Origin of the sequence: Fulvivirga marina (assembly GCF_016775155.1) — a bacterium.
GTDB classification, from domain to species: Bacteria; Bacteroidota; Bacteroidia; order Cytophagales; family Cyclobacteriaceae; genus Fulvivirga; species Fulvivirga marina.
In genome coordinates this window covers 38552-64786 of sequence record NZ_JAEUGD010000053.1, presented here as the reverse complement: position 1 = coordinate 64786, position 26235 = coordinate 38552, and the positions used below count along the sequence as shown (strand labels likewise).

Here is a 26235-nt window from a genome sequence, read left to right as displayed (position 1 = left end):
GTGAGGTTAGAGAAAAGCCTGTAGTTTCACTTTTTTAGAAGGGTACACATGTGCTTCGAACCGGAGGTTAAAGGTGCAGGTATCTCTTCCCGGAAATTCAGGTGGGATCAGCCCTGTTTAAGCTTTACGACACAACCTTTGTTGTTTTTCCTGATATCTCAAAAAACTGATCCCGGAACTTGATTTTTATCGGCGAGTCGGTCTCATCTTTGAGTTCAATCCGGCATTGGGTTCCCGAAAAATCCAGGAATAGCCAGGTTCCCCGATAATTAATTTGCATGCTAAATGAACTGATCTCATTAGGGAAGCATGGGTTGATCCAAAGGATGTTGTCTCTCACCTCCAGCCCAGTGAAGCACCTTTGGATGATATCTACTGTTCCGGCCATGGAGCCAAGATGGATGCCTTCTGGCGTGGTGCCTCCTTGAATATCTTCAAAATCACTTACAACAGCCTCTCTGAAGCAGCTCCAGGCACATTCACGGTCTGACCTGGCTTCTACCCATGAGCGAACAACGCGACTAAGCGTCGAACCATCGGATGTTCTGGACACATAATATTTGATGTTCTCAGGAATCCATTCAGGGTTAAACTCGTATTCCATATTTTGGAATAAATCCACTAATTCCTCCGAAGAAAACAGGTAGAAAAGCATGAGCACATCCGCCTGCTTGGCGGCTTTGTAATCATTAACAGAATCTCCCTCCGCATCCAATATCCTGTCGAGTCGCTTAATGTCCGGGTACCGCTTCCGGTAGCCTTCCCAATCGAATTCCCGCAATTGTTCATAGCCCTCAAACTGGGCAATAATCCCTTCTTCCATAAATGGTACGAAAAGCTTCTTACTTATTTCTTCCCATTTTCGAAATTCCCGGTCATCTACCTGTAGCTTTTGTTTCAATGTTTCCTGACGGGAAGTGTCAATAATGTCAAATGCCTTCAAAGCATGAGAGAAGAGCCAGGAAGTTACCACATTGGTATAAGCATTGTTATCGATCCCAGGCTCGTTACTTTCGGGGTAAGCCGTGTGGAATTCATCAGGCCCAACTACTTTTCTGATCTCATAGCGCTGTTTGGATTCACTCCAGGTAGTAATTCCGGCAAAGAAACGGGCTATCTCGAGGAGCATTTCAACCCCATAGTATTTCATAAAGTTCATGTCGCCCGTCACCTCATAGTATTGCCAGATGTTATACGCTATGGCAAGGTTCACATGACGTTGCAAGTAAGTATTATCCGGGACCCATTTACCCGATCTGGGGTTCAAATGCATCACCTGGCTTTCTTCACGCCCACTGCTACCACTCTGCCAGGGAAACATTACCCCTGCAAAACCTTCCTTTGCGGCCAGTTTTTTTGCTGCCCGCAGCCGGTAGTAACGATAGAGCAATAAAGAGCGTGTGAGGTCTGGCAAACGGTAATTCAATAACGGAAATATAAAAAGCTCATCCCAAAAGATATGGCCACGGTAGGCTTCACCGTGCCAGCCCCGTGCAGGTATGCCCACATCCCGGCCAATGGTATGTACGGAGCTGGTTTGTAGAATATGAAAGATATGAAGCCGTAAAAGAAACTGAGAATTCCCCCGGGATTTTAGAGATATCCCAAACTGCTTCCATAACCTTTTCCATGCCCTTGAATGCCTTGCCTGCAACGTTGAAAAGTCGGGTTCGTCACAAAGCACCTCCAGGGCATTGTCTAGCGGGTCACTTGTAGCCCGGTCTTTGGAGGTTGAGAGTACCACTATCTTTTCAATTTTAACTGTTTTTCCTTGCGAAACATGAAAGGAAAGCCGTTCGGAGATTTTCCCTTCCTCCTGCAACGATTCCCGCTTTGTTGCTACACTTTTGTTCTTAAAAAATACCTGACACCTGGCCGCCTGAGCCATATAAATTCGGGATTGGTTACTTTGAACCAAAAGGTAAATAACATCGTCCGTTTCTCCTTGCTCAATAATTTTCAGGTGTTGGCTATTCAATGCCTGATACCGCTTCACTCCTTCATTTTTTACGGAGCCATCAATTGCAGAGCGTATCATAACCGTTCCCGACCAATTTACAGGCTCAAATTCCCACCGGATAGCAGCCAGATGAGGATTATCCATACTTACCATCCTGGTACTTAGTATCCTTGTTTCTCTGTTTTTTTCGTCCCTAACATGCATCTCACGCCTGAAAAGGCCCTCTGAAAGATCGAGTTCTTGCCGGTAGCTCAGCACTTGTTTGGTTTCCAAACGGAACCAGTTTTTGTCATTTTCCAGCCTGAAGCTCAGGGGTAGCCAGTTGGGCCAATTGACCAGGTCCTCATTTTCAATTGTTTTACCTGCCAATTCTGATTTGAGCCGGTTATAACCCCCTGCCAGGTAGGTCCCCGGGTAATGTACTCCGTCTGCTTCTGACTCCTCTGCCGCACCTCTGGTGGCAAAATAGCCGTTACCAAGGGCGCAAAGAGACTCCCTGAGCCCTTCCTGCTCCTTTTTCAAATCGGTATATATTAGTTTCCAGTCAGACATCCATTCGGTGTTTTTGAATAATATTGATGAAACTCGTAAGTAGCTGGTCTATTTCTTCAGGGCCTTTGACATGGTAGTCTGCATAGGTATAGCCTTCATGGCTCCCCACCAAAATACCGGTCCCATTTTCTGGCAAGGCTCTAAAGGCATCTTCATCTGTGAAGTCATCGCCCATATAAAAATAATGAAATTGAGGTGATTGAACGCCCAGTTTACCGGCCACCCATTCCATGGCTTTGCCCTTATCCCAGTCTACATCAGGGCGTAACTCCATAACCATTTTACCTTCACTGTTTTTAAGGTTTGAAAATTGGTCAGCGACCTGCTGGCATACCTCCCTGACCTCCTGCCAAAGATCCTTTGGTGTATTACGGTAATGTACAGCCACTGCAAATTTCTTCGGTTCTATTTGTACGCCATCAGTGGCTTGTAATTTTTCCTGTAAAAGTGCGGTTGCTTTTATCACTGACCGCATGATATCCTGGGCATGAGGAACATGATGAGTGACACTGCCGGGGCCTTCTATGTCAAAACCATGGCTCCCCGCATAGAAGATATTCTCCAGCCCTACCAGTTTCTTCACATCATCCTTATCCCGGCCGCTGATTACAGCTACGGAGGCCCGTTCTGAAAGTGTCTTGAGTCTCTCCCTGGTGGCTTGTGAGAGTAGAGCATCTTCCGGGTGAGCTACAATAGGGGTTAGTGTACCATCATAATCAAAGAAGAAAACCGGTTCATAGAGTTGTAATGATCTGCTTATGTGGTACTCACTTAAACAGGCATGATCAAGTTTTTCAAGGGATAGCGGATATCTCATGCTTTCTCCTGTATAGGTAATCTCGCTAAGGTCTCTGACTGTCACATCTGCTTCGGATTTCAAGAGAATGCGGGCGTTATTTTCCTTCAAAATACCGATGGACAATGCAAACTTTCCACGCTTTGCAGCTTCAATACCTACTGCTGCATCTTCCGCCACTGCAGCATTTTTCGGGTTGGTTTGAAGCAAGAAGGCTGCGTATAAAAAGACATCTGGTTCGGGTTTGCCGGCCAGACCTTTTTCCTGTGCAACATTGCCATCCACAATGGCATCAAACAACTGTTCAATGCCAGCAGATTGCAGTATAGACAGGCAATTTTTACTGGAAGAAACCACAGCTATTTTTAAACCTTTGTTTTTCCATGCTGTAATTGCCTTGATTGAGGCCGCATATATTTTCACTCCTTCTGCATTCAGCAATTTATGGAAAAGCTGGTTCTTTTTTTTGCCCAGGCCATGGACCGTTTTCATTTCCGCGGGGTCATCCTTATCTCCTTCGGGAATATCCAGTTTCCGAGCCTTCAGGTAACTTCTAATGCCTTCAAGGCGGGGTTTCCCATCTATAAATTTTGGATAATCCGTAGCAATAACAAACTTCTGCCCTACTCCCAGGGTTCCTTCTGATGCCTGCTCTAATAAATCATCAAACAATAGCTTCCACGCTCTGGCATGGAGATCGGCTGTTTTGGTCAGTACTCCATCAAGGTCACATAGCAAACTGTCAATTTTCTTCTTCATAATAATTTGCTTACTCTTAAAAACGACCACGCCACCTGATAAAGAAAACTAGCCCAAAAGCACGCACAGGCTTCCAATCATTATTCAGTATAGGTGCACTGCGATCGTCCATATTACATACAACAGGTGAATATTGATTCGGTTAGTATTTAAGAATATGTTTTTTATTAACACCATGTTGGTCAATTGTTTGAATAAATAAAAAGCCGCTACCCCTTGTAGCAAAGTACTTACGCTACAAGGGGGCGAGCGGCTAAAGTCAATTAATCAGGGCTTACTTTCCTTTTTTACTTCGTTTACGCTGTTCAGGTCTGATGGCCCAGCTAATGCGGCCCACCTCCAGCTTTTTAGAAATTTGCCTGATGGCAACCTGGTGTACTCCATTCTCGAATCCTCTACCACCAGATACAATGAATCTGCACTTATACTTGGCTCCTTTAGGAAGTAGTAAATTGCACAGCCTGATCCTTTTAAGGTTAGGCAATAGTACTTTAGCCAACAACTTCCTTCTATCAATTTTAGCCTCTATGCCTTTGATGTTCATTGCGGCATACAAGTTATATGGAAGTTCCAGCCAAAGGTTTGCTCCCCGAGGCAGTGCTCTTTGCAACTCCAGATCAAAGTACCTTCTCTTGTCAGGTGCACCGGTAATATTGAACTCCATGGCAACATTTGGTTCGCTGGGGTCAACATCTACTACATTGAAGTTTCTCCAGGTCACATTGTTGTAATTACGAATGAAATTGGTAAAATCATCCCAGTCGAAGTTGGCAGGACCCGGAATCGGAGGAGCGCTATCCTGCGAATGGTTCAAAATACCCACAAAACAATAGTGCCCGGTGGCAGGAATATCGGCACTTGCCCAGGTTATCGGGTCAGTAACCACAAGTGTATCCCCTACCGGAACGTTAACCGGACTTGATGTACCTATGAGGTTCCACATGTTGGGAGTGACCAATGTGGATACTTCACTCCAGTACACGGTAGAAGTAACACCATTGGCATCGCTGCCTCCCCTGTTTTTCACCCGCACATAGATGTAGTTGTCCTGGCCAAACTCAACCGTATAGCCAAGCGTATTTGAGTTTTCGGTACCACTACCTTCTCCAAAAGCTACTGTAGGGTCAGCTACGAGGGCTGACGCAACGATAATGTCAGGGCTTGCACTTATTGCTCCGGTACTAGGTACCACTCCGATATCACCTACATAATCTCTCATATAAACGTCAGCCGTAAGTTCCAGTGTATTCTCGATAATAGCTCTTAAATCGGGCATCACGCCTATATTACCTGCTACTGCTACTCCTTGCGGGGTACCCGTAACCGGATCTGCCAGCAGAGACCGCATTTGCAGGGGCGACAGAAGAGTGAGTGCTGTGGCCTTATACATGCCCTGCAAGGTTAGGGCTGCTCCAACAATAATTGGTGAAGCTCCGCTGGTACCTCCAAAGGTGCTGGTGTAGTCATCATTATAGGTTCCGGTAGTTTCGCCTCCCAATGATGTATTTCCCTGACGGTTGCTATAGCCGGAGGTCACAATTTCTTCTCCCCATGCGTAACAATCGATGCGTGTACCGTAATTGGAGAACCATGCCCTGTTATGCGGCAATGCTGCTGTAGAAGCTCCTACCATAATGGCTCCTGAGTCACGGAAATCCATACTACTCCTATTTAAAATGCTTAAACCGGCACCATTCACCCACAGATCCAGGTCATTGTTGCCGTTACCTGCAGCTTCAACCACAACGATACCGTTAGCTACGGCCAAACGAATGGCATCAAAATCAGCGCTATCTGTTTCTGTAGGAAAATAATTTCTTTGCACTTCAAGCAACAGCACGTCTCCGGCATTCATATTGGTAATGGCTGCTACAATGGCATCAGCTACATGCAGCGCCGTGCCCGTAGCGGCTTCGTAGTGAGAAACCATTTTCACAAAGTTGACAGAGGGAGCAATACCTACAACCCCTCTGGTATTATCAACTCCTATGATTTCTCCCAGCACAGCCGTACCGTGGTCACCGAGATAGGTTCCTACACCGTGCCGATTATCATTGAATACCAGAGCAGGACCAGCAGCAGTCAAATCTTCATGCCCGGGTATCCAGCCTTGCTCCAGGTCGACGAGTCCTACCCCGACACCTTCGCTGTTGGGCTGAGTCCATGCCCACCTTGCATCAATACCATCCGGAGCTGCTTCCAAATACCCTTGTTGCGCTGCCAGTGTATCATCCGCTGCATTGATCACCGGGTCAGTTACAGAGTATTCCTTGTACGCCACCTCTATCTCAAATGTATCCTGATATGCCTGCACCAGTTCATCAAGGTCACCTTCATAGTTACGGTAGTCTAGTCTCCAGTAATTAGAAAGGCTATTAAGAGGCGGTAGGTCTGAGTTTTGGGCTTTAGTTTCGAGTTCCTTCAGCCGTGATACTGGCACACTCTTAATACTTCTTCTCACAGATCTTGGTGGGTGTTTCTCCAGTAAAGCTGAGATTCTATCTATTTTATTCTTTTTGGCGAAGTCCTTGATGTCCTCGCCCTCCATATATGCGAACTGATCTGAAAACCTGGCAATGATAAAACCGCTATAGGGCTTTATCTTGCCATGGCCATTCATGTACGGACGTGTTTTTCTCCTCTGATCTAGAGTAAAACAACTTAGGTTATGTTGGTTTTTCATAATAAAGAAAATTTAGTTGAATTAATCGCCTTTATTACTGGCTATGTGCAAGTACTTGATTTTTCACTATTGCAGTCAATGATGTCCATCGTCAGCCACTTGGATTGTTATCATAAACCGATATTGAATTAAGCAGGGGGTGCAATATGATCAATCTGAATGCTGTTTGTTTTCAAGCAGGATCAGGTAGTGATTTGTGTCCATTACCCTATAATCCGAAAAATGTATTCATCCATCCGGAGTGGAAAGATATGCCCTGTCATATCATTAAAAAGCAAAGCATATGTCGAATTACAGGTGCTTCTTCCAGATGAGGAAAAGTAGCCATCAAACGATTTGCAAAGAATGATGCAGGAAGCATCATTTTATGGGCGAGGTTATAACTGACGGCAGAAAACACAGCATATTAAACATCACTGACGACTTTAACCATGAGGCATTAGCTATATACTGGAGAAAGCTGTGAACCATGGAAAAGCCCCTGCGCAAACCCGCCCATGGCTTTACCACAATCAACAGCTTTAATAGTAACCGCAATAAATGACCTATTCAACATTTTTCTTTAATGGGTTACATAAGTCACCTAACAATTTTATTGTAGTGTACTGGTCATGGAGTAGTCATCGTAACGATTACCTTTTACAAGCCCGTATAATTCATCCAATGCACTTATTTCGTCGTTGGTTAATTCAATTTTAAGAGCCCCCAGATTTTCAATCAAATATTTTTCCCGTTTGGTGCCTGGAATAGGAATAATATCTTTGCCTTTTGCCAAAACCCAGGCGAGAGCAATCTGCGAAGCTTTTGCATTTTTTGAAGCCGCAATTTCTTCTACCTTTTCAACTATCTTTTTATTTGAATTAAAATTTTCTGTTTGCATTCTGGGTAAATGATACCTGTAATCATTAGGGTCTTCTATTTTATTGAATTTCCCGGTTAAGATACCTCTGCCCAACGGACTGTAAGCAACTGTGGTAACACCCAATTCACGGCATTCTTTCAAGTTTGCTTCTTCAATATCTCGTGTCCAGATTGAATATTCCGATTGGACAGCAGAAATGGGATGGACGGCATGGGCTCTTCGTAGTGTTTCTCCATTAACCTCCGAAAGTCCCAGATATCTCACTTTTCCTTCTTTTACAAGCTCTGCCATTGCACCAACAGTTTCCTCAATTGGAACTTCAGGATCAACCCTGTGATAATAATACAGATCTATTGTATCAATACCCAACCTTTTTAAGCTAGCTTCACAGGCTTGCCTAACATACTCAGGCTTACCGTTTATGCCTAAAAACTCACCGTTTGGCCCACGCATATTTGCAAATTTTGTAGCAAGGGTAATTTTATCAAACTTGCCTTTTAAAGCTTTGCCCAGAAGCTCTTCGTTATGCCCACTACCATACATATCGGCCGTATCGAAAAAATCAACACCAAGTTCGATAGCCTTGTGAATTGTACTGATAGACTGTTCTTCATTTGTTTGTCCGTAAAACTCAGACATTCCCATTGTTCCTAATCCGATTGGAAAAACTTCCAGGTCGCTGTTCCCGATTCTTCTTTTCATGATTCGCTTTTTTTAATTATTTCTGACTTCTAAAGTTTACTATGCAAAGGTTCGGGATATTGAGGCCTTATATAACAACCTCAACCAAACAATAAATGACCAATTTCAAAGATTCACCTATAACTTATTTGACTTTCTGTATGCTCCCGGGGAAAGCTGGGTGTGCTTTTTAAAGAACCGACTAAAATGAGTAGGTTCGCTAAAGCCTAATTTATAGGCGATTTCCTTTGAAGAACATGAAGTACTTATAAGTAGGTTCTTTGAAACGGCCAGGGTTCTTTTAGAAATCCAATCATTCACAGTTCTACCTGTTTTACTTTTTATTACCGAATTCAGATAATTAGGGTGTAGATTCAATCTTTTGGCAAAATCCTGAACCTGCAATTTGTCATTGTTTTGCTTCTTTTCCATAACGTTCCTGAACTCTGCCTCCAAAATCTGCTTGAAAGACCTGACTATTTGAGAATTCCTGTTACCTTCTTCAATTGCATCGTAATCCAACCAAAATTTCTCTTTTATTTTTAGTAGGAACACTAAAAACATATGCCCGAGAATTTTGTTTTTGTATTTAGAATCTTTTTTGAATTCGGTTTCTATTTGCTTGTAAAGAATATCAAACTCCTCAAAATCGGTTTGAGATAATTTTTGTGGGGGGACTATTTCGGCCAACAGAAAAGGAAACTCACTGTAGATTTCTGAATGTACGTTTTCACGTAAAAAGTTTTCTGTGAGAGTTATTATATAGGCATCATTTGATTCATTTAATTCATATGATTTAATATGTCCCGGGTTCGTAAAATAAACAGTTCCGGAACCGAAAGGAAACCTGTTATCATCGAGATAATAAACCCCTGAACCATCTTTTGTTAATATAAAAGAAAAATAATCTGCTTGTAAAATGGGGGATTTAAAGGGAATTTGAGGGTGAATATCCGGGATGCTTAGAATAGTAAAATCTAATTCCTGCTCAAAGGGCAAGCTGAGGGTTTTATACAGGTCTGATATTTTATGATGGACTATTTTTTCCATTGAAATGTTTTTAATGCTTTACTGAATTAATTTTTAATCAAACGACAAAACTGTCGAAAATCCATAGCAGAAAATTATCGTTTTGATGTGGTTCAACCTGGAATAATGGCTGGACCATGCCGACCGCTCACACTCCTATTATATTTGCAGTTGCTTATGAAGCCTTACGGACCACTCTAAATTCAAGCTTTTTTCTTTATGATCCTTTATTTTTTAGGAAGAGGTTAATGCTACGCACCTGGTCCGGAAGTTTATTCCGTCTCTTTGAGTTAGTTACCTTTTATAAAACCACCTTTTACAGTCTAAGCATCTTCAGAGGGTTGGCATAATAGCTATTTGTCACCGCGACGTCTGAGTAATTGCGCTAATTTCGCGAGTGTGCGCGAGGTAGCCTTTTCTTCCTTACGAGTATTGTTTAAAAAGTCTTTTAATGTCGTCGTTTCAAGGCTATCAGCATAGTCCATGAGCAGGTTCAGATAAACCGTTTTTTGACGATTTATTTTTTGGATCAAGTGGATTATAAATAAATCTTGTCTTTTGTGATCGGTATAGGTAGTTATCAATTCGCTTATTTTCTGCTTGAAGACTTCTACATCCTCGCCATAGTCATGAAGGGTTATGCCCATCTCCTGAAGTATCACCTCAGTATGATGCACCTGATTTTTAGCTAAATTCAGTTGATGGTTAACGGCAATAACAAGTTGTAGGTCCTTCACCTCATGCAAGATCACAGGTAGCTCCCTCTGCTCCTGCATAATGAGGTTGTAAAATTTCTGCACTATGTCAATAAATTGTTCAACATCAACACCAGCCTTTATTTCATTTTTCTTCATAGTCATTTTTGTTGATTTTCGATGAATCTAGATAATCATTTTCCTTTTTCATATGACATCCGTCACTCAAACCACCGATATTTGTTGGCGTCTCCTGGGGCTACCCTTCGGTCACTTCTATCGCTTATTTTGTTAGATCTGCCAATAAAAGATATCACGAGACGATCTCATTAATATCAATTTTCGGCTTTCAAAAATTCAACCCTCTTATTGCCCTCTATATATAAGACTATCTCATAATGAGTTTGTTATGACATCTCATGGAATTTTGTTTCCTCAGTTCAGCGCCACTTTTGAATCGCTCAATCCGGACCAAAAGGGAGAATTACTGCAATAAGGGTAATTGCCTTATCCTTGTGCCACTTAACGGTAAGCTTTACCAAACTTTCGGAAGTTTAGCATTTTTTAACTTTCGGTAAGTTCAATCATTTTAGACGACACCAGCCCTATCCTCAGTAGCCTTACATCTCCGTAAAACCAAGCATTAATTTTGGCTTTGAAGTAATGAGGATGGACTCAGTCCAAACTCCTTTTTAAAGCACTTTGAAAAGTATGAGGGGTTAGAAAAGCCTGTTTGATATGCCACTTCAGCAATATTATCCTGACTGTAGAGCATGAATTCTTTCGCCCGGTGCAGGCGCACGGAGGTGATCAATTGGTTAGGAGACTTATTGGTAATGGCTTTGAGCTTTCGCTGCAACTGTCGCTCACTCATGGCTACTTCCCTGCATAGCATTTCCACGCCAAAACAGGTATCATCGAGATGGGTCTCAATACTTTGAAGCACATTTTCCAGAAATGAATCGTTTTGTGGCAACTGTACGTGAGGCATACCGTTCAATGGTCCATAGGTTAACGCATGATCTGATACCTGATACAGCAAAACGGGTTCGCAAGACCTTGTTTCAAAAGACGGTCTAACTTGAGTAAAATTCAGCCCCGAACCTGATAAAAGGCTCTTTACTGTCTGAGTAATCAGTATTTGATTGGTATTTGCCTGCTTAAGCACTGCCACAAGGCATTCTTCAGTTTCACTACTCACAAGATGGACCTCATCCACTGTGGCTTCTTTGAGGTGAATTCCAACTGCCAATTTTGCGTCCATTCCCCGAAAGGCCTTGGCCAGGTCTAAACTACAATGGACGGCTTTGCTTGGTCCTTCAAAAATAGCTATGAAAGTTTCCTGATTATGCCGTATAACCTTTCCACGGTATTGTGTTACATACTGATCTATAAGTTCCAGATCAGCAGACAATAGCGTAGAAGAAATGGCCCTGGCAACTACAAATGTAAACAGCTTCTCTTCATAATGTACTTTTGGCTTAACACCTAATATAAATGCTCGCATTTCACGCAATATTTCCTTGGTATTACCTGTCCAGAAAAGATGATCTTCTCCTTCAAACTCTGCTAATTCAGCTCCTTGAATGCGCTCTGCAATAAATCTCCCTTCTTCAATTTTAACATCTATATCATGGGTGCGTTGTATCATCAGGGTAGGCACTTTTACCGAACCCAATACGTCAATAATATCCACCTCGGTATTCATTTTTGTGAGTACCATTGCTGCACTCGGGCTGGCTCCGGAGCGGAAATAATTGACCAGCCAATCCATAAACTCTTTGTCATTGGCCTTTGAAGGTGCCAGTGACTCCAGGTACATCTCCCCACTTCCCCAGCCATTTTCGATCATATCATAGATCTCCTGACGTTCTTCATCGGTAGGTGCCCACGGATAATCAGGAGAGTACCTTCGTTTGGCAAATATCCCAAACGTGATCAGGGAGATCACCCGGTCTGGGTAGGTAGCTGCAAACAAAGTGGATACACATCCTCCTTCGGAATGCCCAAATAGTATGGCTTTCACTGAACCGACAGCATCCATAACCGCTCTTATGTCATCCATTCGTTCCTCTAGTGTGGATAGCTCCACTATTCGATCGGATAGCCCTGTCCCTCTCTTATCAAAAAGAATGACCCTACAGACTTTGCCCAATTCCAACAGAAAATCAACCAACTCGGGACATGCCCACATGCAATCGATATTGGAAACCCATCCCGGAATGTAAACGAGGTCAACCGGTCCGGAACCGAATACCTGATAGGCAATATTGATGCGACCGCTTTTTGTGTATTGAGTGACTGGCTTCATAAGTTTGGCTTTCTTTAAATAAATACCCTTGCATACCAAAGCACAACCAGGTAAGAAATGTGTCATGCCTGCTCATTGACCATCGTAAAAAGTACGGCAACCTCATTTTTAGAGTTGCCTGGAAAATTATGGGGTAAGCCAACGGCTCTATAGCAGACTGAATATCAAGTAAGTAACCAGAAAATAATTTTCAAGTGTTTTGTTGGGCCATACCCCAACTCAAAATTATCGGTGTTATGAACAAGTAACGGCATCGAATCCTTACATTGATTTTAAATCTGTTTTAATCATGCTAAGGTTCTGACCAGAGGGAGAAAACTTATTGTAAGGGTAATTAAGTACATGTACTTCAACTCCGGGGGAAACCATCGTTGATCATTACCTTGAATGAGGTGAGAGGTTCTTCGCACTTTATAACTCATGGCAGTGCACACATGTGCCAGACTGCCATAAAAAAGACACCTTATAAGGTTAAAATATAAGACATGAAACTGCACATTTATTCAGCAACAGAAAGTATTTTTAAATTTGAAAAAGGTTGACGCTTGGTTAATTACCTTTCATTATAATCTCGCTGCCCGAAGCTCCAGTAAGTATAAGTTGATCATGCCCTATTTCGTATGCATATGACTGGTTGCTCAATAGTTTCAATAGGCTTTGTTCTATCTCAATGTCAGGGCAAATCATCCTTGATGAAGAGATTACTCCAAAATTAAGGTGGTTCTCACTGAAGTCCACCGTCCCTGAAAGCATGTTGCAGCCGCCAAAACCGCTTAGTTTTTTGTCCTCCAGATCCAGGATCAGCTCAGGTGCTTTTTTAGTAAACTTATAGCCCTTAAGACTTTCCCCTCCAATAGATATAATCGACCACGATTTACTTAACTGCTTCTTCATATTCTCAGTCTCACTCTTTTGTCCATCCTGCGGTTTGGCACCCTTACATGATGCAAACAGCACGAGAATTATTAAGATATTTTTCATAATGACAGATAATAATTAGGGGCTCATCTCAAAAGACATTCACAGGTCAACCCCTGAAAAAACCAGAGATTCCATAGCCTTTTGAGACGGCCCCATTTAGTTTAAATATTACTTTTATTTTATTACAAACTTACCAAAAGATATGTCTCCACTTTTATATTTAATAATCAGTTGGTAAATGTTAGCAGGTATTGCACCTGTATCGATCAAAAGACTGTTTTGAGTTATTTTCGTGTCCACACTCTGCGATCTTCCGGTAACATCTACTACTACTACAGAGCTTACAGTCGCTTTGTTTGGTAACTTCACGGTAAGCACACTTCCACGCTCAACCGGATTGGGATACATACCTATTTCAAATTCGTTGCCCAATCCTAAAACAACACCTGTCTTTACTTCAACTACATTGCTATAATCAGAAGAATCACCACCCGAAAATGCACTTACACGGTAGAAATAAGTAGTAGCTGAGGTCACTGTATTATCAACAGCTGTTGTGGTATTGGCAGCAACAGTATCTATTACTTCCCAAGTTGCTTTATCCAAAGACCTTTCTATACCAAACCCTTCTTCATTATCAGAATTATCTTCCCAGCTTAGAGTAACTTTGGCACTTGTAGCTTCAGCTGTTAAGCTTCCGGGAGTTGCTATACCAACTTTTATTGCAATAGCAGTTGCTTCGGCAATGGTACTATATCCGGAAACTGTATCTCCTTTAAAAGCTTCCAAACGATAATAGTAGGTAGTTCCGGCTGTCACTGCTGCATCCAGGTAAGAGACCACATCCGGGTTAACGGTTCCTAAAGAATTCCAGCTTGCTTTATCCAATGATCTTTCTATGTTGAATCCTTCTTCATTATCAGAATTGTCCGTCCATGTCAGCAGTACTCCACTGTCCGTGGCTTCCGCTAAAGGATTAAGAGGTACTTTTACTTCTCCACAGCCAAAACAGAATGGGATTTGTCCATCAGTTGTATAACCCGAACTACTAACTTCATCAAAAAGAACTCCTGAATGACCGTTGGTCAATTTTACAGCGGTACCGCCATCTCCATAGTCATCATGAAACTTGAAGATATAGCTTCCATCAGCCAGACAGAATTCTTGTTTTATAGTAGTGTAAAATTCACTCAATCCGGCAGAAGAAGCAACAACATTTTCACTTGCATCTATAATCTCATACGAAAACTCATCAGGATAATTATCGGTGGTATATTCAGCGTGCAGACTATTCAATGAATTATCTATTGCCACTTCGATATTAGCCCCTGCAAAATCATTACTTTCATCTGCATCACTAGCTCCGTTAACAGAAACCAGCTCAAATTTGAGTGAATCACTACCTACTGCTACAGGCACCTCCAAAAAAACATTTGCCAACTGTCCTACTTGAATGGCAACCCCCACTTCCTCCGTATCAAAAGTATAAGTCTGATTCAGGTTTCCAAAACCATAGGTAAGCTCAAACCCAGTTACCGGTACATTTCCTTTGTTTACAAATTGTACCTTGGCAGGGACATTTGATAAAGTTGAACAAAAGGTATAGCTGTTTCCGCTTTCAGGGCTGGCCAGTTGAATTGAACCATCTACACGAGGTACGAACGGTAACGAAAATTCCTGTTCGATTTCAGTTTTATAATTCGGCCCGATTCTAAATATAATATTTCCGTCAGCATCAGTGGCAACAGCCATTGCTCCTCCGTCACCATGTCCATCTAACAACCTGATAGTATATGTGCCTTCAACCAGACACAGCGTCTCTTCCTGTAGTATATTGGCACTCTCCTTTGTTAATGTCCCTTGTGCGATCAATTTCCCGCTATCATCTAAAAGCTCCCAGGAAACCTCAGTAGGGTAATCATCCGGAGTAATTCCCAGGGTAAGTGTCTCAGGGGTGTCGGGTATTATAATTTCAACACTTTCTGTCGATGAGTTATTCGCAGCATTATCGTCCGCACCTCCATTTATTGAAGCTATATTTACTTCAAATGAATTAACACCTTCTGCAAATGGAATATCATCTAATGTTATTGTGGCAGATTCGCCTGATAAAAGTGGCTTCCCGGAATAATCATAGGTCAACGTAGTAGCCCCCGTAAGCCCATAACTCAAACTAAATTGATTAATCGCTATCGAGTTAACATTTTTAACCTCTACAGTAACCGGTTGAGCTGCATCACATCTCATTCTATAATCCCCTGTAACAGGATTCACAATTTCAACAGAGGCGTCAGTTACACTTTCATAAGGTAATTTAAACCCATAAGTTAGTATCCCTCCACTAAATAAGCCTGATACTTCTACAACTTCAACATCGCCATTTGTACCTGAATTAATGGTAAGAGTGGCCACTCCGGGATCATGCAATCCTTCACCTGCATCATACCCAAAAAAACCTGCTTCAAGGTCATAGAACACAAAGTTATAAAACCCTTCCGGCAGACACATTATCTCCTCGTAGGTCTCCCCGGATGCATACCCGTTAAAAAACTCTCCACCGTTGCCTTCATAAATAACATTCTCCATGTTTTCATCATAGATAAAAAAAGTATTTTCTACAGATTCATCATCAAAAATCATAGAAAATGTCACCGGGTATCCTTTTGTCAAACTAAAACCAACTTCAAGGGCTGCGCTATTGATTGGGTTACCATCCGTTCCTCCATTAACAGAAACAACTTCAACAGAGAAAGAATAGGCCCCAGACGCTCCAAAATCCACTTCTGGTCCTGAGATGGTGCTTACTGCTCCCACTGCCAAGGGACTACCCGTCAAATCATAAGTCATAATGCTATCCCCAACATTAGATGTAAAAGATAGTTTTAAAGACGTGATTTCTGATGAACCACTGTTTTTAATACTTACCTCAGGGGTCACGGTATAACCCGTACCACATGTTATAAATTCTTTACCATTAGAAATATTAGCGATGGAGTTAAGTGTTACATCATTAGCAGGCAACGCAGATGTATGCGTTCCCGGGGTAATATCAAACAGTAAATATGACTTCAACTCCCACTCAGCGAAAGTATTTTCGAGAAAACCTCCCGAGTTACTTTTCCGCACGAAAGGTTTCCGGATTGCAATAGAGTTTTCATAACTCCAAAAGAATGCCCCGGTTACGTCTGCATCAGTTACTCCATACTGATCAATAGTATACCCTTCGTTCGCTGCTACCAATCGTATTACATCATTACCATCAAAATCAAGTGTCCCATCAATTAGATCGGCACTGGCTCCAGGGAAAAAAACGGCCATTGATGGATCAAATTCTAATTTTGAGATTATATAAGTAGATTCCGGAGCAAGAACCCCGGAAAGAGCTATTGTAATTGGTGATTCATGATTTGCATCCGTATAGATCTCAATTGCCACGCTATCCAGATTATAACTTTCCTTCGAGGCATTGAATATTTCAACATACTTTGGTAAATCCTCTCCCATCTCATCACCCTCAACTATTTCGCTTATAATCAAGCCTGGGTATTGATTATTAAGCACCCCGGTAGTCTCAGCAATCCAGTCAGCAAAATATGGAACTCTGGCATAAATCCCCGGAGCACTAGCCACTCCACAGCCATTGCCCCAGCTTGTTACACCTGCAAGTAAATACCCGGAACCTGATGCATTGGGCACCACAAGGGGTCCCCCGCTATCTCCCTGGCAAGCATCTGATCCACCATTTACGATATCTCCCGCAGCCAGCATAGTCTCCGTGATCTTTCCATCATAATCCAGCGAGTTCGCAGTTTCATTACTCACGATGGGCACATCAACTGACATCAATACATCAGATGCACTCCCGTTTGACTCTAGTGTACCCCACCCTGAAACAGTAGCGATCACACCTGGATCAATAAGACCGTTGGCCTCATCTATTTTGGTTACATAACCTACTTTTTGTGCATTAGGACCACTTAGATCTAAAGGTTCCGCCAGGTGAAGTAGCGCGAGGTCGTACCCTCCACCTACATTATCAAAGCCCGGGTACATGATGATCTCATCCACATCGATAAGCTGTCCTCCTGCAAAGTCAGTTTTATCCGTGCTCCCTGCAAAGATCTGAACTGCATCTGCTGTAGCTCCATTTATACAATGATTGGCTGACACAATCCAATTTTCATCAATGATTGTTCCCCCACAAAACTGAAACCCATTGGATTTAGCAATCAGAGCAACTTGCCAGGGACGCTCTGAAATATCAACTCCTGTACCACCAACAATTGGTTCTTCATCTATACCGGAATTACCTATTGAATACGTAACTCCGGACCCTTGGTCAGAGGAGGTACTCTGTAACCTTTGAGGCTCTACTAAATCTAACTTACTGGTCGGAGGATTAAATCTTTTGATCAGACTTTCCTTTTGAGCAAAGCCTATGTTCGAAAGAAGCACAGACGTGAATAAAAATGTTAAAAAAAGACGTAATTGTACATTCATATTTACTACAATTGGTTAGGTTAACTACTTAATAATCTTCATACAAGCGTTCAAATTACATCAGAGCTTTAGAAAACTTATGCCTCATAATAAATTGTCCACCTATTTGTCACCCTTATTTACTATGATCAGGAGTGAAGTGAGATGAGTTACTCCTTAGAAGGAAATTAATTCCAATTTTCACCGCTAAAAAGAGAGTGACATCCGGGGAAAAGATTTTATTCTTTAAGGAAAAGAATGGCAAACTATCACCTAACTTCCTCACTGTAAAGGGAAAATCGAGTTCTCCGGCTGATAAGTCATTTTAGTGCACCTTCTACATCAGTTAGCTTTATGGCTGCTTCAACTTTTAAAAGCCGATATGATACAGCACTAAAATATGGCCATGAAAAAGGACGCTGTGAATTCACAAAACATTAATGTAAAACACAGATTATCAGGCATGTGTTTGTATAAAGAACAAGGTCAAAGCAGATGCTTAAAAAATCAAACTGGATAGCGGCCATGTTGAGGCATGGCTCATAAATAAACCTTAGATTCATCGTATAAAATGGCAGAAAGCAGCTTGACACCTTTATGTGAAGGTTTACGTTATGGTCAAGCCGTACCACAGTTCCTAGAAGGGCACTAAGACATATGCCCAATCAATGACTAACTGGCAATAGGTCTGATTTTCTAATATTTAATTTAGTTCAGGTGTTGTCTAACCACTTTCAGCCAATACAGGTATAGCATCACCAAAGAAGGAAGGAAAAAGCACATCGCAACGAAAAATGCAATCTCTGCGGACACATCTCCATATGAAAATGATGCTACAACAATAGTAATCAAGTATATCACCTGAGAGATGGAATAGACATATAACCCATTAATTTTCTTTTGAAGCATCATTATTGCTCCAATAAGGGTGCCTCCCGAAGACCAAAAATATATCCACCCACGATAATAGTCTTGTTCCACTGCCGAGGCCACTATTTCATATAGAAGGGCTCTTCCTATTGTTATTACTGACCCAACAATTGTTAGAATACACAACGTAATAAGAAATGAAGAACTGGCTACTAAAGTTATTTGATTTTGATCTAATCCACACTTTGGACAGAACCGAGTCTCTATTTCTATTGACTCCTGGCATTTGATACAGGTTTTCATCAGTCTATTAAACTTGGATTGTTCCATTTCAGGAACTTCTTTTCCCCTTTCTTAATTTATAAATCTGTGTAAATGCACCTTCTGAATAATAGCATTTTCCATTTCTTGGAAGGCGTCATGTTTTTAACGGCTCACCTGACAATTGCCAAACAGTATGCCTCCCCAAAAGCCAACCTCCTCTACTAGTTACCCTCCTACCGAAAAAGTGCAAACAAACAACTGGAACCAGTTAATAATCAGCCACAAAGATATATTCTGTATAAGTAGTTTAATTGTAAATTTTAAACACTTATCATTTTGGGGATATATTTTGCACTCATAGTACACGCCTACCAAAACACTCACCCTTAGCTTGAGAAAGTCACGTAAATACCCCTTTCCTCTAGTTATATTTCTGCCATTTGCTAAGATTAATACTTTCCATTAGTTCTAAATTTATTATTTTCACAAAATATGAGGAAAGCTTCGCAAATTAAAGCATACCTGTTTTTAATCATTATTAGCGTTTTTACGGCTCATAATGCTTTTCCCCATGTGCATCATCAGCATAATGAAGAGCATGCACCTCATACGGAGCACCAAGGAAGTCACCATCATTCAGAAGAAAATTCAACTGAATATAATATTTTACTTGATCTCCTTAGCAAAAACCACTCTCATTCGGGGCATACGCATCAATTTACTTCCACACCTACAACTACTTTCTCAACAAAATCTGCTAAAGAGTTTGGTGTTATAACCATCATACAAAAAGAATACTGGAGTATCAGAAGTGGGTATATTGACTCAGACTTACAGAAATTTACCCTCTATACGAACTTACTAACACACCAACCGCCTTATTTACAGGCATACCCACACCGTGGCCCTCCTTCTTTAGGATAATTATTCTGTGCAAGAATTGCCTTGCCATAGATGCATACATTGTATGCAGTTCATTATTTGATTCATCCTAAAATCAATTTACATGTATAAAGATATTGTGTTCGTCTTGTGCGGATGCTTGCTGTCGTTGGGTGGTTTTGCCCAATCTTCATCTATTGAAAGCACTCTCAAACAAGTAGAACAAAACAACCAAGAGCTAAAGGCTCTGTCCGAATATGTGGAGAGCAAAAGACTTGAGTTGAAATCCGATAACAATTTACCTGCCCCCCAAATAGGAGCTTACTACCTCCCTTTTGGAGAACATAGCACGGGTGATTATACCGAGTTTCAAATTAGTCAGTCTTTTGAATTTCCAACGGTTTACAGTGCTCGTGGCAGCCTTATCGATCAACAATCGAATCAACTGGCATTAGACTATCAAACCAAAAGACAAAAAATACTTGCAGAGGCCAAAAGCTACTGCCTGAACCTGATCTATTTGAATAAGCGATTGGATACTGAATCGATCCGGGTTAAACAGGCCAGGCAAGTGTTCGAACAAGTACAAGAGCTATATGAAAAGGAACAAGTTGGTATCCTGGAACTCAATAAAGCTAAAGTAGCGTGGATGCAGGAGCAGTTTAAGGTTCTGCAGATTGAGAGCGATATCAAAAATGCATTGTTGCAACTCACCAATTTGAATGGAGGTAATGAAATAAGCTTCTATTTAGACGAATATAGTACTACATTGCTTTTGACTGGCAAAGATTCCATCTGGCAAGAAAAACAGGTACAAGACCCGGAAATGACTCAGTTGAAACAACTAGAGGTTATTGCTCAGCAAACGTTAAAATTAGCCAAAAACAAATCCTTACCCGATCTCATTGCTGGTTACAATAATCAAGGAGTTGCAGGTGAGCGGTTTTCCGGCATTTATGCAGGAGTGACGATACCGTTATGGAGTAATCGCAATAAAGTAAAAGCCGCTCAGTCTCAACTGAATTTTCAGCAAACTGTTACTTCATCAAGAACTCTACAAGCACATGCTTCATTTGAAAAGCAATTCAGTGATTATCAAATCATGCTTTCCAAATTTCAAGAATATGAGGCTACACTTTCAGGGCTCAATAGTGATGAGTTGTTGCTGCAAGCCTATCAGTTGGGTGAGTTGTCGTTTCTTGAATATTATATGGAGCTTCAGTTTTACCGAAAGGCTTACGACGCTATGTTAGATATGCAATACCAACTTTATATATCGCAAAATCAAATATTAAAACATCAATTGTAAAATCTTAAAAATCAAATTATTATGAAAATTTCAAATATTCTTATCGCATTAACTTTTGTTTTCGCCATTGCCTGTTCAGAGAAGAAGTCAGAATCAGAACATGGCCATTCACACGACACTGAGACACACACACATGATGATGCTGATCATTCTCATGAGCATGCCGAGCATCAAGAACAAGAAGAGTTTACAGTAACAAATGACTCCACTAATACTGAGGAAGGCACTCATACACATGATGACGGGTCAACTCATCACGATCATTAATTCTTGAACTAAAAGTTGATATGCGATATATAATGGTATTGCTTTCGTTGATGGTGTTTTCCTGCCAATCAGCGGAAGATCATGGACATAGCCATGACGAAGAAGGCGGTCATTCTCATGCAAATGACGGTAAGCCCGCTATAGATTATACGATTTGGACAGATCAAACTGAATTGTTCGTAGAGTTTCCTGCTCTGGTAGTAGGTGAAACGAGCCGGTTTGCTGCACACTTCACGATACTGGATGGACACCAACCGGTGAGAAAGGGAAGTGTAAGTGTGAGCTTGATAAAAGGTGATAAGGGTATTCGCCATTCCGTGGACGCTCCTTCTTCTCCTGGGATCTTTGGGCCATCACTACAGCCAAAAGAAGCAGGGATTCATCAATTGGTCTTTGAATTGAAAACTCCTTCTTATTCTGATCGGATTGTGCTGAAAGAAATTCAAGTTTTTGCCACCGCAGAAGAAGCTGAAAAGGCTTTGGGCAAAGAGGAAGAGAATGGCAATGTCATCACGTTCCTAAAAGAACAAGCATGGAAAATGGAATTTCAAACAGCAGCTGTATTGAAAAAAGCGGTATATCAAACCATTCCCACTTCTGGTGTTTGGAAAGTAGCTCCTTCTGATTATCAAACATTGGTAGCCCCTGCAACAGGACGAATAAACTTCAGCTCAGGTGTGTTGACAGAAGGTAGCCTGGTGAAGAAAGGTCAGGTTTTGATGACTGTAAGCAGTGTAGGTCTCACATCTAATAACCTGGGTGCAGAGATCCAAAAAGCAAAAGCTGATTATAAACAAGCTAAGGCGGAATACGAACGGAAGAAGGAGTTATACCATTCCAAGATTGTACCTAAGGCGGAGTTTGAACAGGTAGAGCAAAGATACCAGGTAGCAAAAACCAATTATCAAACATTGAGCAAAGGATATAGCGCCGGAGGCAAGCAGATCACGACTCCGTTTGATGGTTTCATTAAATCCATTCAGGCCGTAAATGGGGGTTTTGCCAGCCAGGGGAGCCCTTTAGTGACGGTTACAAGTCAAAAGAGTAGTTTGCTGGAGATTCAGGTCAGCCCTATATACAATGCCGAACTTCAAAACATTCAAAATATCTGGTATCAGCCTAAAGCAGGGTCATGGTCAAGCCTGAATGAAAAGAGGGGAAAAATCTTGTCTGTGAGCAAAGAGGTAGAAGCCAATAAACCATTGATCTCAGTTTTTGCTGAAGTGAATGAAGGTGTGGAAATGCCGGAAGGCAGTTTCACGGAAGCACAACTGGCTGTTGGTACTTCTTCTGAAAGCTTGGTGGTTCCTGCTTCCTGCCTGATGGAGGATTATGGCAATTACTCAGTAATTGTCCAAATATCCGGCGAAAGTTTTGAACGCAGAAATGTGACACTCGGCAAGCGAAATGGCAGTGAAGTAGAAATCACCAAAGGTTTGTCTTTGGGTGAAGTAGTAGTAAGTAAAGGTGCTTATCAGGTAAAAATGGCATCTATGTCTGGTCAGGCTCCTGCTCATGGACACGCACATTAAAAGGTTGAAGTTATGTTGAATAAGATATTATCAATTTCATTACAAAACCGATTGATGGTGCTGTTGGGTGCAATAGTGCTGAGTGTAGTTGGCTTGTACATAGCCCGTAATATGAATGTGGATGTGTTTCCAGATTTAACGGCTCCAACGGTGACCATCCTGACCGAAGCTCACGGAATGGAACCCGAAGAGGTGGAAAAATTGGTGACTTACCAATTGGAAACTGCTATGAATGGTTCGCCCAATGTGCGTAGAATCCGCTCTTCATCTGCTGCCGGAATTTCTATTGTTTGGGTAGAATTTGAATGGGGAACTGATATCTATAGAGCAAGACAAATTGTGAGTGAGCGTATCCCTCTGGTACGAGAAAACTTACCTTCTGAGGTAGGTACGCCTACGATGGCCCCTATATCGTCTATTATGGGTGAAGTAATGCTATTGGGTGTACGTTCCGATAGTTTGTCTCCAATGGAATTGCGAACACTTGCTGACTGGACGATCAGACCAAGAATCAAATCCATTGGGGGTATCTCCAATGTGATTGTGATCGGTGGAGACTACAAGCAATACCAGGTACTTGTCAATCCTGAGAAACTGAAATATTACGGTGTGAGCCTTGGCGAACTTCTGAAAAAAGTGCAGGAAAGCAATGTGAATGCTCCAGGTGGATTTTTGAATGAGTATGGCAATCAATACATCATCAAAGGGAGCGGAAGAGCTTATTCGGTAGAACATTTGGAAGAAGCTGTTCTCAAGAATATCAACAGCCAGTCGGTCAAGGTTAAGGATGTGGCAGAAGTAAAGATTGCAGCTGCTGACAAAATAGGTGATGGTTCATTGAATGCTGCTCCTGCGGTAATCCTCACGATTTCCAAACAACCTGATGTCAACACTTTAGAGTTGACGAATAGATTGGATGAGGCAATTGCTGATTTGAATAATACTTTGCCTGAAAGTGTGGAAATCAAAAGCCGTATATTCCGTCAGGCCAATTTCATTGAAGCGTCTATTGACAACCTGAACCAAACACTGTTGGAAGGTGCTTTCTTTGTGTTGATTGTATTGTTCATCTTTTTGATGAACTGGCGAACAACTGTTATTTCATTGGTAGCGATTCCGGTTTCCCTGTTAGTTTCCATCATCGTATTAAAATTATTAGGATATACCATCAACACGATGAGTTTGGGCGGTATGGCTATTGCCATAGGTGCCTTGGTAGATGATGCAATCATCGATGTAGAGAATGTGTTTAAACGATTGAGGGAGAACATTCGAAAACCCAAAGCTGAGCGATTACCTGTGCTCACGGTGGTAAAAGATGCTTCGGTAGAAATCCGTAGTTCGATCATCATTGCAACACTCATCATCATAGTATCATTTGTACCTTTGTTTTTCCTGAGCGGAATGGAAGGCAGATTGTTGCGGCCACTTGGTATCGCTTTCATTACTTCAGTATTAACCTCTTTGATTGTGGCAGTGACTGTAACCCCGGTTCTGTGTTCTTATTTGCTAAAAAGTGAAAGTGTGCTCACCAAACAAGTGAAAGGAACTAAGGTAGAACGTTGGCTTCAAGCCCGGTGTGCAGAGATGCTGGAACAAGTATTGAAATTTCCCAAAACGGTGATAGGGTTGACTGTTGGAGCTTTTATGATCAGTTTGATTTTGCTAACACAACTAGGTCGTAGTTTCCTGCCCGAGTTCAATGAAGGATCTTTAGTAATTAGTGCAGTGGGCGTGCCTGGTATGTCTTTGGAAGAGAGCAATAAAAATGGTCAGTTGATTGAAAAGCTGCTCTTGGAAATGCCTGAAGTGGATGTGATAACCCGAAGGACGGGACGTGCCGAACTGGACGAACATGCCCAAGGTGTGAATGCTGCTGAAATAGATGTACCATTTACACTCGATGGCAAGTCGAAGGAACAATTCTTTGAGGAAGTGCGAACAAAACTGAGTGTAGTTCCCGGGGTTAATATCACCTTGGGACAACCAATTGCTCACCGTATTGATCACATGCTATCCGGTACCCGTGCCAACATCGCCATCAAGATCTTTGGCTCCGACCTACAGCGCTTATTTGAGTTGGGCAAAAGTGTAGAATCGGGTATCAAATCTATCGATGGAATTGCCGACGTAGCTGTAGACCAGCAAATAGAAGTTCCTCAGATCAGGGTTACTCCCAACCGCCAGATGCTAGCCGCTTATGGTATGACGGTGGGCAACCTGATGGAGCAGGTAGATATTGCTTTTGCAGGTGAGAAAGTGGGAGAAATCTATGAGGGACAACAATATTTTGATCTGGTGGTCCGATTCCGCAAAGAATCCCGAAATAGTATTAACAATATCAGAACTGCTTTGATTAGCCTGCCAAACGGAGGCCATACTACATTAAATCAACTGGCAAAAGTTGCTTCTGTGAGCAGCCCCAACACCATCAGTCGAGAAAGTGTGCAGCGCAAAATTGTGGTAGCCGCCAATGTTCAGGGCCGTGACCTGAGAAGCGTGGTGAATGATATTAAGGAAATAATCAATAGCAATATTGAAATCCCTGAAGGGTACCGTGTAGCATATGGCGGGCAGTTTGAAAGTGAAGCCAAGGCATCACAACTGCTTGTAATAACTGCTGTGATAGCCATTCTCATCATTTTCCTTTTACTCTACTTCGAGTTTCAGGACGCAAAGCTATCCTTCATTGTACTGATCAATCTGCCTCTGGCTTTGATTGGCGGTATATTGATCGTGTATTTTACCGGCGGTATCATCAGTATTGCGGCTACCATAGGCTTCATCAGCTTGTTTGGTATAGCTACAAGGAATGGTATATTGCTGGTATCTCGCTATGAGGACTTGCGAAAGGAAGGGATGCATGGCCTTGAACTACTCAAAGCCGGTGTCCTGGACAGACTGAATCCTATTTTAATGACAGCTTTCACTACCGGCCTGGCGCTAATCCCTCTGGCAATGAAGGGCGGTGAACCTGGCAATGAAATTCAAAGCCCCATGGCTGTAGTAATTCTGGGTGGATTATTTTCAGCTACCTTATTGAATCTGGTAGTAATCCCTTGTGTTTATGAATTAGTCTCCCAAAGGGACATTAAAAATTATATACCAGGCAAATAACTTTCGATCGTTCAAAACCCAATGGTTCCAGGGGGAGCACTCCTATTGGAGAGGCTACCCTTGGGCCAATTACACTTTCCTTACCACACCACACTTTGTTTCTATTGCCAGATATTAGCCTTGAAACATGGTTATTGCTGACTTACCTTAGTAAGTAGCTCCATTGGATTTCTTGCTCACTTCAAATCATATGCTAACAATAGGTCCGCTTCCCCTGCTAACATTGTATGAGTACAGAAAAGTGTCACTTAAATCAGGTAGTAAGT

15 protein-coding genes are annotated in these 26235 nt (G+C 41.9%); 5 read left to right on the top strand and 10 right to left on the bottom strand.

Going from position 1 to position 26235, the window contains the following annotated elements:
- Positions 1-124 precede the first annotated feature (124 nt).
- The 10 genes from JMN32_RS15285 to JMN32_RS15240 form a co-directional block, all read right to left on the bottom strand.
- Complete coding sequence (locus tag JMN32_RS15285) at positions 125-2512, bottom strand: glycoside hydrolase family 65 protein (protein WP_202857221.1); 2388 nt, start codon at positions 2510-2512, stop codon at positions 125-127.
- A complete protein-coding gene (gene otsB, locus JMN32_RS15280) occupies positions 2505-4067 on the bottom strand; it encodes a trehalose-phosphatase (RefSeq protein WP_202857220.1) in 1563 nt (520 codons plus the stop codon). Before otsB ends, JMN32_RS15285 begins: the two co-directional genes overlap by 8 nt.
- A gap of 274 nt (positions 4068-4341) precedes the next feature.
- A complete protein-coding gene (locus tag JMN32_RS15275; protein WP_202857219.1) occupies positions 4342-6750 on the bottom strand; it encodes a S8 family peptidase in 2409 nt (802 codons plus the stop codon).
- 592 nt (positions 6751-7342) lie between these two features.
- The gene (locus JMN32_RS15270; protein WP_202857218.1) at positions 7343-8314 is read right to left on the bottom strand and encodes an aldo/keto reductase; all 972 of its coding nucleotides are present in this window, start codon (positions 8312-8314) and stop codon (positions 7343-7345) included.
- Between the two features lie 117 nt (positions 8315-8431).
- The gene (locus JMN32_RS15265; protein WP_202857217.1) at positions 8432-9343 is read right to left on the bottom strand and encodes an AraC family transcriptional regulator; all 912 of its coding nucleotides are present in this window, start codon (positions 9341-9343) and stop codon (positions 8432-8434) included.
- Positions 9344-9675: 332 nt separating this feature from the next.
- Positions 9676-10182 (bottom strand): DUF892 family protein, encoded by a 507-nt coding sequence (locus tag JMN32_RS15260; RefSeq protein WP_202857216.1) that lies wholly within the window; start codon positions 10180-10182, stop codon positions 9676-9678.
- A 478-nt stretch (positions 10183-10660) separates the two neighbouring features.
- A complete protein-coding gene (locus JMN32_RS15255) occupies positions 10661-12328 on the bottom strand; it encodes an alpha/beta fold hydrolase (protein WP_202857215.1) in 1668 nt (555 codons plus the stop codon).
- Between the two features lie 549 nt (positions 12329-12877).
- Positions 12878-13309 (bottom strand): META domain-containing protein, encoded by a 432-nt coding sequence (locus JMN32_RS15250; RefSeq protein ID WP_202857214.1) that lies wholly within the window; start codon positions 13307-13309, stop codon positions 12878-12880.
- Between the two features lie 114 nt (positions 13310-13423).
- Positions 13424-17749, bottom strand: a complete 4326-nt coding sequence (locus JMN32_RS15245) for a trypsin-like serine protease (protein WP_202857213.1) — start codon at positions 17747-17749, stop codon at positions 13424-13426.
- 687 nt (positions 17750-18436) lie between these two features.
- Positions 18437-18901: a zinc ribbon domain-containing protein gene (locus JMN32_RS15240; protein ID WP_202857212.1), complete on the bottom strand. Its 465-nt coding sequence runs from the start codon at positions 18899-18901 to the stop codon at positions 18437-18439.
- Positions 18902-19354: 453 nt separating this feature from the next.
- On the opposite strand from JMN32_RS15240, the gene JMN32_RS15235 reads away from it, so the two are divergent.
- The 5 genes from JMN32_RS15235 to JMN32_RS15215 all read left to right on the top strand — a co-directional run bounded on the left by JMN32_RS15235 (position 19355) and on the right by JMN32_RS15215 (position 25969).
- Positions 19355-19786, top strand: a complete 432-nt coding sequence (locus JMN32_RS15235) for a hypothetical protein (RefSeq protein ID WP_202857211.1) — start codon at positions 19355-19357, stop codon at positions 19784-19786.
- 82 nt (positions 19787-19868) lie between these two features.
- Positions 19869-21053, top strand: coding sequence for a TolC family protein (locus JMN32_RS15230; RefSeq protein ID WP_202857210.1), 1185 nt, complete (start codon positions 19869-19871; stop codon positions 21051-21053).
- A 21-nt stretch (positions 21054-21074) separates the two neighbouring features.
- On the top strand, positions 21075-21320 hold the full coding sequence (locus JMN32_RS15225) for a hypothetical protein (RefSeq protein ID WP_202857209.1): 246 nt from the start codon (positions 21075-21077) through the stop codon (positions 21318-21320).
- Between the two features lie 20 nt (positions 21321-21340).
- Entirely contained in the window at positions 21341-22852 is a 1512-nt protein-coding gene (locus JMN32_RS15220) for an efflux RND transporter periplasmic adaptor subunit (protein ID WP_202857208.1), read from the top strand.
- A gap of 12 nt (positions 22853-22864) precedes the next feature.
- Positions 22865-25969 (top strand): efflux RND transporter permease subunit, encoded by a 3105-nt coding sequence (locus tag JMN32_RS15215; protein WP_202857207.1) that lies wholly within the window; start codon positions 22865-22867, stop codon positions 25967-25969.
- Positions 25970-26235: the final 266 nt, after the last annotated feature.

What these genes read in the sequence shown, in the direction of transcription:
- JMN32_RS15250 (WP_202857214.1), bottom strand. Translation starts at nt 13,309, where the DNA reads ATGAAAAATATCTTAATAATTCTCGTGCTGTTTGCATCATGTAAGGGT.
- JMN32_RS15215 (WP_202857207.1), top strand. Translation starts at nt 22,865, where the DNA reads ATGTTGAATAAGATATTATCAATTTCATTACAAAACCGATTGATGGTG.
- JMN32_RS15270 (WP_202857218.1), bottom strand. Translation starts at nt 8,314, where the DNA reads ATGAAAAGAAGAATCGGGAACAGCGACCTGGAAGTTTTTCCAATCGGA.
- JMN32_RS15220 (WP_202857208.1), top strand. Translation starts at nt 21,341, where the DNA reads ATGCGATATATAATGGTATTGCTTTCGTTGATGGTGTTTTCCTGCCAA.
- JMN32_RS15260 (WP_202857216.1), bottom strand. Translation starts at nt 10,182, where the DNA reads ATGACTATGAAGAAAAATGAAATAAAGGCTGGTGTTGATGTTGAACAA.
- JMN32_RS15225 (WP_202857209.1), top strand. Translation starts at nt 21,075, where the DNA reads ATGAAAATTTCAAATATTCTTATCGCATTAACTTTTGTTTTCGCCATT.
- JMN32_RS15275 (WP_202857219.1), bottom strand. Translation starts at nt 6,750, where the DNA reads ATGAAAAACCAACATAACCTAAGTTGTTTTACTCTAGATCAGAGGAGA.
- otsB (WP_202857220.1), bottom strand. Translation starts at nt 4,067, where the DNA reads ATGAAGAAGAAAATTGACAGTTTGCTATGTGACCTTGATGGAGTACTG.
- JMN32_RS15230 (WP_202857210.1), top strand. Translation starts at nt 19,869, where the DNA reads ATGTATAAAGATATTGTGTTCGTCTTGTGCGGATGCTTGCTGTCGTTG.
- JMN32_RS15240 (WP_202857212.1), bottom strand. Translation starts at nt 18,901, where the DNA reads ATGAAAACCTGTATCAAATGCCAGGAGTCAATAGAAATAGAGACTCGG.
- JMN32_RS15245 (WP_202857213.1), bottom strand. Translation starts at nt 17,749, where the DNA reads ATGAATGTACAATTACGTCTTTTTTTAACATTTTTATTCACGTCTGTG.
- JMN32_RS15235 (WP_202857211.1), top strand. Translation starts at nt 19,355, where the DNA reads ATGAGGAAAGCTTCGCAAATTAAAGCATACCTGTTTTTAATCATTATT.
- JMN32_RS15285 (WP_202857221.1), bottom strand. Translation starts at nt 2,512, where the DNA reads ATGTCTGACTGGAAACTAATATATACCGATTTGAAAAAGGAGCAGGAA.
- JMN32_RS15255 (WP_202857215.1), bottom strand. Translation starts at nt 12,328, where the DNA reads ATGAAGCCAGTCACTCAATACACAAAAAGCGGTCGCATCAATATTGCC.
- JMN32_RS15265 (WP_202857217.1), bottom strand. Translation starts at nt 9,343, where the DNA reads ATGGAAAAAATAGTCCATCATAAAATATCAGACCTGTATAAAACCCTC.